Genomic DNA, 237 nt, shown 5'->3' with positions numbered 1-237 from the left:
CGGTCGGGGGCGCGCTGGAAGACCGGGGTCACCTCGAGCTTGACGCGGACGTAGAGGCCCACGGCGACCATCACGATCGAGAGCAGGAACGGCACGCGCCACACCCACGTGAGGAACGGGCCGTCGAGCACCGGGTTCGTGGAGTCGTGGCCGAAGCCGAGCCCGAGCGCGAGGAACAGGCCGTTGGCCAGCAGGAAGCCGATCGGCGCGCCGAGCTGCGGCCACATGGCCGCCTGC

General features: G+C 71.7%; 1 pseudogene. It reads right to left on the bottom strand.

What is annotated here, in order from left to right:
* Positions 1-237: pseudogene (locus tag KVS67_RS13080) on the bottom strand (MFS transporter); the annotation flags it as partial.

It is taken from the genome of Micrococcus sp. GbtcB5 (assembly GCF_019091605.1).
Taxonomy (GTDB): domain Bacteria; phylum Actinomycetota; class Actinomycetes; order Actinomycetales; family Micrococcaceae; genus Micrococcus; species Micrococcus luteus.
Note: the sequence above shows the minus strand (reverse complement) of the source record. Positions and strands in the feature narration are given on the sequence as shown.